This is a genomic window from Propionigenium maris DSM 9537, from assembly GCF_027925155.1.
Classification (GTDB): Bacteria; Fusobacteriota; Fusobacteriia; order Fusobacteriales; family Fusobacteriaceae; genus Propionigenium; species Propionigenium maris.
In genome coordinates, this window is the sequence record NZ_BSDY01000050.1 from 1 (window position 1) to 8,654 (window position 8,654).

The following is an 8,654-nucleotide window of genomic DNA, read 5'->3' on the forward strand; positions in this document are numbered from 1 at the left end:
AGTCAACGTGAGCGTAGTGTCTGTTAGCAGTCTCATACTCGATGTGAGCAGTGTTGATAGTGATTCCTCTTTCTCTCTCTTCTGGAGCCTGGTCGATGTTCTCGAAATCAACCTTCTCAGCTAGTCCTGCGTCAGATAGAACCTTTGAGATTGCTGCTGTTGTAGTTGTTTTACCGTGGTCAACGTGTCCGATAGTTCCGATGTTAACGTGCGGTTTGCTTCTTTCAAATTTTGCTTTAGCCATTGAAAATGCCTCCTGATAATATAATATTTTGTTCCTCTGGGGAACATTTAATTTATAGGTACCGAAACCTCCTGCGAGGTTCCGGTTAATTTTTTAAAGGGTTGGGGGAAATTACTTTCCTCTCTCCTCTTTGATCTGCTTCTGTACAGATGCAGGTACTGGAGTGTACTCAGAGAACTCCATTGCGTAAGTTGCTCTTCCCTGTGACTTTGATCTTAGGTCAGTCGCGTATCCGAACATCTCAGATAGAGGGATCTTAGCGTCGATAATCTTCGCTCCGTTTCTATCTGTCATTCCACCGATCATTCCTCTTCTTGAGTTAGCATCACCGATTAGGTCTCCCATGTACTCCTCTGGAGTAGTGATCTCTACCTTGAAGATAGGCTCAAGAATTACTGGGTTACACTTTCCTGTTGCTTCCTTAATAGCCATTGATCCAGCGATCTTGAAGGCCATCTCAGATGAGTCAACTTCGTGGAAAGATCCGTCGTTTAGAGTTACTTTAACGTCTACCATAGGGTATCCAGCTACAACTCCGCCCTCAAGAGCTTCCTTACATCCTTTCTCTACTGAAGGGATGTATTCTCTAGGGATTGCTCCACCAGTTACTTTGTTTACAAACTCAAATCCTTTTCCAGGGTTTGGCTCAACTGTGATCTTAACGTGACCATACTGACCTCTACCACCAGACTGCTTAGAGTACTTAGTGTCTTGGTCAACTGCAGTTGTGATAGTCTCTCTGTAAGCAACCTGAGGTTTACCTACGTTTGATTCTACCTTGAATTCTCTCTTCATTCTATCTACTAGGATATCTAGGTGAAGTTCTCCCATTCCAGAGATGATAGTCTGACCAGTTTCCTCGTCAGTGTGAACTCTGAATGTAGGATCTTCCTCAGCTAGCTTCTGAAGAGCGATTCCCATCTTCTCCTGGTCAGCTTTCGTCTTAGGCTCAACAGCTACTGCGATTACTGGCTCAGGGAACTCCATCTTCTCAAGGATGATTGGAGCGTCCATGTCACAAAGAGTATCTCCTGTAGTAGCTTCCTTTAGACCTACCGCTGCTGCGATATCTCCACAGTAAACTATCTCAAGCTCTTCTCTGTTGTTTGCGTGCATCTGAAGGATTCTTCCCATTCTTTCTTTCTTACCTTTAGTTGAGTTAAGAATTGTAGTTCCCTTTGCGATTGTTCCAGAGTAAACTCTGAAGAATGCAAGCTTTCCTACGAATGGATCTGTCATGATTTTGAAAGCAAGTGCTGAGAATGGCTGGTCATCTCCAGGCATTCTTTCCATAGTTACTTCCTCATTCTTCATGTCAGTACCTTTGATAGCACCGATGTCGATTGGAGATGGCATGAAGTCTACGATTGCATCAAGAAGTGGCTGTACACCTTTGTTCTTGAACGCTGTTCCTGAAGTTACAGGTACGATTTCGTTTGCGATTGTAGCCTTTCTAAGTGCTGCCTTAAGCTCTTCAACAGTGATGTCCTCTCCACCGAAGAACTTCTCCATTAGATCGTCGTCAGTCTCAACGATAGACTCGATCATGAAGTTTCTAGCTTCCTCAGCCTTTTCAGCTAGTTCAGCTCTGATCTCGCAAGTTGTGAAGTCTTGTCCAGTCTCTGTATCTAGAGGCCACTTGATCTCCTTCATCTCGATAAGATCGATTACACCTTCAAACTCTTCCTCTGCTCCGATTGGAATTTGAATAGGTACAGGGTTAGATCCAAGCTTCTCTTTGATGTCGTTTACACACATCTCGAAGTCTGCTCCTACTCTGTCCATCTTGTTGAAGAAAGCCATTCTAGGTACTCCGTACTTGTCTGCCTGTCTCCATACAGTCTCAGACTGTGGCTGAACTCCGTCAACCGCTGAGAATACTGCTACTGCACCATCAAGTACTCTAAGTGATCTCTCTACCTCTACAGTAAAGTCCACGTGTCCTGGAGTATCGATAATGTTGATTCTGTGTCCTGTCCAGAAACAAGTAGTTGCTGCTGAAGTGATAGTGATTCCTCTCTCCTGCTCTTGCTCCATCCAGTCCATTGTAGCTCCACCGTCGTGTACCTCTCCGATCTTGTGAGTGATTCCAGTGTAAAGTAGGATTCTCTCAGTAGTCGTAGTCTTACCAGCATCGATGTGGGCCATGATACCAACGTTTCTAGTCATATCTAAAGAAACTTTTCTAGCCATTGCGGGTTTTCCTCCTTAAATATATAAACTTCTTTATCTTAATTTAAGATATTACCACTTGTAGTGTGCGAAAGCTCTGTTAGCTTCAGCCATTCTGTAAGTATCTTCCTTCTTCTTGATAGTAGCTCCCTCGTTGTTTGCTGCTGCAATTAGCTCAGCTGCAAGCTTCTCGATCATACCATACTCTTTTCTAGCTCTTGTGTAAGCTGTTAGCCATCTAAGTGCTAGAGTCTGCTGTCTGTCAGTTCTTACTTCTACTGGTACCTGGTAAGTAGCTCCACCAATTCTTCTTGATCTAACCTCTACCTGTGGCTTAATGTTCGCGATAGCTGTAGTGAATACCTCGTATCCATCTTGTCCAGTCTTCTCCTTGATTAAGTCCATTGCTCCGTAGAAAATAGTCTCCGCTAGTGACTTCTTTCCATCTAACATGATTGAGTTTATAAACTTAGTTACAAGCTTATCTCCATACCTTGAATCAGGTAATACATCTCTTTTTACTGCTGCTCTTCTTCTTGACATTTTTTAGTTCACCTCCCGATAATTATCCTTTTTTTGCTCCGTACTTAGATCTAGATTTCTTTCTGTTAGCAACACCAGCTGTATCTAGTGCTCCTCTGATTACTCTATATCTAACTCCTGGTAAGTCTTTAGTTCTTCCACCTCTAACAAGTACGATAGAGTGCTCCTGTAGGTTGTGTCCCTCTCCAGGAATGTAACAAGTTACTTCGATTCCGTTAGTAAGCTTTACTCTAGCTACCTTTCTTAGGGCTGAGTTTGGTTTCTTTGGAGTTGATGTATATACTCTTACACATACTCCTCTTCTTTGCGGGTTACCTTGTAACGCTGGTGACTTTTTAGTCTCTTCAAGAGATTTTCTTCCTCTCTTTACTAATTGGTTAATAGTAGGCATTTTTCCCCTCCTCTTCTAATTTTTAAAAAATAATTTTTTTCTAATTATTTATAACTTGAATATTATATCAGAGGTTTTTTTCTGGGTCAACAGTTTTTTTCTATAAATCCTTTAAAAACAAGGGCTAATCTATGGATCCACCAGGTGCCGTAGTATTTGTAATTATTGGCCTTGAGCGTCATTTTAAACCTGATTTTTTTTTATATTTTTTTTTGTTTTTTTATAAAATTTCTTGTTTTTTCTAAAAAAAAGGGGTAAGCACCGGCTTACCCCTCTCTAAAAATTCAGTTTAATTCCCCTATCTTAAATACAAGAGATTTCTAGAAATCAAAACATGCTAAAGGCTACTCTTCCATAAAGTTCTACCATTCCTTTTACCTAGATACAAAAGTAATCAAAGAATAAAGCCTTCCGGCAAATGCCTTTTTAAGTAAAATGTAGTTCCCGACTCTTTCCAAAGGCTCAAGATTGAACCTAATCTGCCGGACGAGTCGAAATGCTATAATTATGTGGAGCTTGACGACTGCCTGCAGCCACTTTAGAATTTTTATCCTTGAAAATACTTCTACAACACTTTCGCCTTTTAAAATTCGTGTAAATTAGTGGCAAATCCTTTGATCTTAAGCTTTTAACCGTCCGCTTTCATCCTTCTAATATAGATTAACCCCTCTAACTCACCCTTAGCTGGCTGCTTCCTTCAGCTCCTCCAGTTCAAGACTTGTGGCTTCCCACTCCTCCATTGTGAGCATGATCTTCTCATCCAGCCCATCCAGCTCAGCCTGGATATCCATGAGCTCTCCCACATCATTTTTCTTACCAGCTTCATGGTATCTTGCCTCTACTTCCTCCTTAGCAAGCTCCAGCTCCTCTATCTCCACTTCCAGCTTCTCATATCTTCTCTCCAAGGTACCGATCCTGTTCTTGATCTTCTTCTGCTCCTCGTAGTCCAGCCCCTTGTCAGTTCCCTTTACCTTCTCTTCCTTCCTGTTCTTATAGGCTTCATAGTCTCCCTTGAAAAGGGTACTTCCATCCTTGGTTATCTCATATACCTTGTTTACCACACTTTCAAGGAAGTATCTGTCGTGGGATACCAGGATAAGGGTTCCGTCATATCCCTCCAGAGCCTCCTCCAGGATCTCCCTGGAATAGATATCCAGGTGGTTGGTAGGCTCATCCAGGATTATGAAGTTGGGCTTGTCCAGGATCAGCTTCATGAGAGCCACTCTGGATTTCTCTCCACCGCTGAGTTTTCCTATCTGTTTGAATACATCCTCCTCTGAGAAGAGGAATCCCCCTGCAAGGGTTCTTGCCTGCTCCTCACTCAGCGGATAGTTAAACATGAGCTCCTCTATTATAGTAGCATTGCCATCCAGTCCGCTGTGGTTCTGGTCGTAGTAACCTATCTCCAGCTTCTCTCCCCAGGTGATGCTACCGCTGTCCTTGCTCTCCAGCTCATTAAGTATTCTAAGGATGGTAGATTTACCGGTACCGTTTTTACCCATGATACCTATCTTATCTCCCCTGTATACATCCAGATTTACATCCCTGAATATCTCCACACCGTCGAAGGACTTGGAGAGGTTTTCCACCTTGACCACCCTGTCGGTACTCACTCTGTTTACCTCAAACTTAAGCTTCATCCTCTTTATGGTATTTGTAGGATCCTCCATCTTCTCCATCCTGTTGAGGATCTTCTCCCTACCTCTGGCCTGCTTACACTTTACCCCGGCCTTATAACGTCTGATGAACTCCTCCATCTTCTTTATCTTGTCCTGCTCCTTCTCATAGGCTTTTACAGCTCCGCTGAGGTAGGCTTCCTTCTGGATGGTAAAGTCGGTAAAGTTACCCTTATATGCCTTTATGGTCTTCTTCTCCAGCTCAAAGACCCTGTTTATAACATTGTCCAGGAAGTATCTGTCGTGGGATATAAGGATGAATGCCTTGTTGTAGTCTCTCAGGAACCTCTCCAGCCACTCTATGGCTGTGAGATCCAGGTGGTTGGTAGGCTCATCCAGAATAAGAAGATCAGGTTCCTCTAGGAGTATCTTTCCCAGAGCTATCCTGGATTTCTGTCCTCCACTGAGGTCCCCTATCCTGTTTTTCCAGAGGGATTCAGGGAAGTTCAGCCCTGTCAGGATCTGCTTCACCTTATACTCTATGGCGTATCCCTCCTCCTGCTCATACTTGGTAGAGAGCACCGAGAGCTCCTCCATTATCTCATCGAAGTTATCCATATCCACAGCAAGCCTGTTGTTAAGCCACTGTATCTTCTCGTAGTCCTCCTTTAGGTAGGAGTATACAGACATAAGTTCATCAAAAACCCTGCTATCCTCATCGAGGTCAAAGTGCTGGGAGAGGTATCCCATCTTCAGGCCACCCTTCTTTGATATAGTTCCCCTTTTATTGGTATCTGGACTGGGATCATGCTCCTCACTTTCAAGAAGCATCCTGATAAGGGTAGTCTTTCCAGCTCCATTGAGACCTATAAGACCTATCCTGTCCTTTTCATCTATGGAAAAGGTTATATCTTTAAGAAGAGGTTCCCCAGCAAACCCCTTATATAGTTCATTTACCTGCAATATAGCCATTTATTTCTCCTATCTATTGACATTCTATTTTTCAACATTTATTATAACACAAGTTTAAGAGGTCTCCAACTTAATGAAATTACACCTTTTTAAATCCCATGAAAGGTTTTTTAGATTTAGAAGGGTATATACCTCTTAGAAGAATACCGACAAAAAGGGAGGAGTCTATGCGAAAATTTTTGATTGTAACTGCTTTGATACTCTGCTCCGTCCTGTCCCTTGGAAACACCATGGTACAGGATAAAGAGGAGAGGCTAAAGGCTATAGAGGAGGAGATGAATCTTCTGAAAAAGAGGATGGAAACCTTGGAAAATATAAAGATGAAGATCGATATGGAGGACCCCCTGGGTTCTATGACAGCTTCAGAGGAAAGACCAAAGATAGGTCTTGTGCTGAGCGGAGGAGGAGCCAAGGGTGCTGCCCACATAGGGGTACTGAAGGTACTGAAGGAGCATAACGTTCCCATCGACTATATCACCGGAACAAGTATCGGTAGTATAGTGGGAGCTCTCTACGCTTCTGGATACTCCATAGAGGAGATGGAGGAGATAGTCCTTACCCTGGACTGGAACGGCCTCTTTAAGGATGATCCCCGAAGGGAGTATCAGAGTCTGGAGGAGAAGGTGGAGCTGGAGAAGTACTTCCTCTCTTTAGAGATCGATGAAAACTACAACCTCAAGTTTCCCAAGGGGGTTCTTAGAGGGGAAGCCATGTATCTCACTCTCAAGGAGCTCCTATGGAGAGCTGAGGGGATAGAGGACTTCGATGACCTTCCCATCCCATACAGGGCTATAGCTACCGACCTTCAGACTGGTAAGGCTACAAGCATCTCAGAGGGAGACCTGGCTCTGGCCGCCTTCAAGAGTATGGCTATTCCCACAGCCCTTGATCCAGTGAGAGACGGGGAAAACTTCTATGTGGACGGGGGACTTGCCAGAAACCTTCCCGTTCAGGATGTTATAGAGATGGGGGCAGATATAGTTATAGCTGTGGATATTGCAGCGGACAATGTGGAGATCACAGAGGACAGCAATATCATCGAGGTAATCAACAGGATGTCCACCTACAAGGGAATGGAGAACACCGAGTACCAGAAGAAGCTAGCAGACATCCTCATAGTTCCCGATGTTAAGAGCCATCCCACTGTAGACTTCTCCAACCTGGACGGTTTAATTCTGGAGGGAGAGGTAGCAGCAAGGAAGATGGAGTACGCCCTCTCCAAGCTGAGCTATCCCGAGGAGATCAGGGATAGGAGTGGCCTCCCCCAGGATAGAAAGGTGGTCATCAACAATATTGTTCTGGAAAATGCCAATATTTTTACCGAGCAGCAGGCAAACTTCTTGAAACCCAAGGGTGAAGAAGAGAATGGAGAGCTATCCAAGGATGACCTCACCCTCTGGATGGAGAGAATATATGCCCTGAACTATGTGGACAGGATCTTCTACAGGATAGAGGATGACACCATCTACCTGGATGTAAATGAAAACAACGCTGCTCAGTTGAGGGCGGGACTCAACTACAACAGCGACACTGGAGTAACACTGGGACTTCTGGGATATATCTCAAACTTTGGAGGCACTCAAACCAATACTGCAGTAAGTATTGAAGCGTCAGAGTATCCTTCCATCGCCTTTAAGAGGTTTGCGAGCTACTCCTTTGGAGGACTGAAACTTCTGGGAGTAGGACAAATCGGTATCGACTACAATCCTCTCCATATCTACGACAAGGACGATAAGGTCAGTGAACTGGAGAGCAGAAGCATATCTGCTTCCCTGTCCTTGGGAACTGTTTTCTGGGAAAAGTATGTCGTAGGTATTGGGCTGGAGTATAAGGATGTTAAGAACTCCTACAGGGAGGGGGACAGAAGCTTCAACCCCCTTTTAAGTCATGAAGACTACTTCTCTCCAAACATATTTATGCTTTTCGACAACCGTAACAAGGCTTACTTCCCTACAAGGGGAGTCTACGGTATTACTTCAGCATTTACAGGAAACAGTCCAGATGGAGATAAGGTAGATTACAGGGGAGGTCTCTATGAAGTAGAGGGGTATATCCCTGCCACTGAAAAGCTCACTCTGAGAATTGCTTCCAGCGGTGGTAAGATAAGCGGAGATTCTATACCAGGACAGGAGTACTTCAAGCTAGGTGGCCTTAGAAATAACGTGACAAAAAAATACTATGCCTTCTACGGAATGAATACCATGAGAGAGTATGCAGATGAATTTGTCATGGCTTCTGGTAGCTTACAGTACAGGGTAAAGGAAAACTTGTATTTAATCGGAAGATATAATGCAGTAACCTACACTTCCAATATAATCGACACCAGATCTGAAAGGGATCTGGGAGATGACTTTGTCTATGGTTATGGAGGAGGAATAGGTTGGGATACTCTAATAGGTCCCATGGAGTTCATTATAACCAACGATGTTAACTCAAGCGATTATATTATCAACGCCTTCTTGGGATATGAATTCTAAGATACATTCCTTAGATAAAATCAATAAAAAGCAACGTGACGTTGCATCCTGACAATCAACTGGAACACTAATTGATAAGGAAATATCTTATAAATTCTATGCTTTCCTTAATAATAAAAAGTAGCTGCCTACGGGCAGCTTTTTTTGTACTTGCAAGTTTGATACCATATAGGGATGAGTTCTTTAAATAAACCCTTAAAACAAATTCTTTCAAAATACTTCTTTGATTATTGGAGATA

The 8,654-nt window shown here is 43.3% G+C and carries 6 protein-coding genes; 1 reads left to right on the top strand and 5 read right to left on the bottom strand.

Going from position 1 to position 8,654, the window contains the following annotated elements; translation table 11 throughout:
• The 5 genes from QMG11_RS19795 to QMG11_RS19815 all read right to left on the bottom strand — a co-directional run.
• Positions 1 to 244 (bottom strand): GTP-binding protein (locus QMG11_RS19795; RefSeq protein WP_281835755.1); only part of this gene is annotated, 244 nt, incomplete at its 3' end.
• Between the two features lie 111 nt (positions 245 to 355).
• Complete coding sequence (gene fusA, locus QMG11_RS19800) at positions 356 to 2,437, bottom strand: elongation factor G (RefSeq protein ID WP_281838165.1); 2,082 nt, start codon at positions 2,435 to 2,437, stop codon at positions 356 to 358.
• A gap of 51 nt (positions 2,438 to 2,488) precedes the next feature.
• The gene (gene rpsG / locus QMG11_RS19805) at positions 2,489 to 2,959 is read right to left on the bottom strand and encodes a 30S ribosomal protein S7 (protein ID WP_281838167.1); all 471 of its coding nucleotides are present in this window, start codon (positions 2,957 to 2,959) and stop codon (positions 2,489 to 2,491) included.
• Between the two features lie 22 nt (positions 2,960 to 2,981).
• Positions 2,982 to 3,350: a 30S ribosomal protein S12 gene (gene rpsL, locus QMG11_RS19810; protein ID WP_281838169.1), complete on the bottom strand. Its 369-nt coding sequence runs from the start codon at positions 3,348 to 3,350 to the stop codon at positions 2,982 to 2,984.
• 680 nt (positions 3,351 to 4,030) lie between these two features.
• Positions 4,031 to 5,938: an ABC-F family ATP-binding cassette domain-containing protein gene (locus QMG11_RS19815; protein ID WP_281838171.1), complete on the bottom strand. Its 1,908-nt coding sequence runs from the start codon at positions 5,936 to 5,938 to the stop codon at positions 4,031 to 4,033.
• Positions 5,939 to 6,105: 167 nt separating this feature from the next.
• Between QMG11_RS19815 and QMG11_RS19820 the strand changes: the two genes are divergently transcribed.
• Positions 6,106 to 8,415 (top strand): patatin-like phospholipase family protein, encoded by a 2,310-nt coding sequence (locus QMG11_RS19820; protein ID WP_281838173.1) that lies wholly within the window; start codon positions 6,106 to 6,108, stop codon positions 8,413 to 8,415.
• The last annotated feature ends 239 nt before the right edge of the window (positions 8,416 to 8,654 follow it).

Excerpts from the sequence above, each read along its gene's own strand:
- rpsG (WP_281838167.1), bottom strand. The coding sequence starts at position 2,959 with ATGTCAAGAAGAAGAGCAGCAGTAAAAAGAGATGTATTACCTGATTCA.
- rpsL (WP_281838169.1), bottom strand. The coding sequence starts at position 3,350 with ATGCCTACTATTAACCAATTAGTAAAGAGAGGAAGAAAATCTCTTGAA.
- fusA (WP_281838165.1), bottom strand. The coding sequence starts at position 2,437 with ATGGCTAGAAAAGTTTCTTTAGATATGACTAGAAACGTTGGTATCATG.
- QMG11_RS19820 (WP_281838173.1), top strand. The coding sequence starts at position 6,106 with ATGCGAAAATTTTTGATTGTAACTGCTTTGATACTCTGCTCCGTCCTG.
- QMG11_RS19815 (WP_281838171.1), bottom strand. The coding sequence starts at position 5,938 with ATGGCTATATTGCAGGTAAATGAACTATATAAGGGGTTTGCTGGGGAA.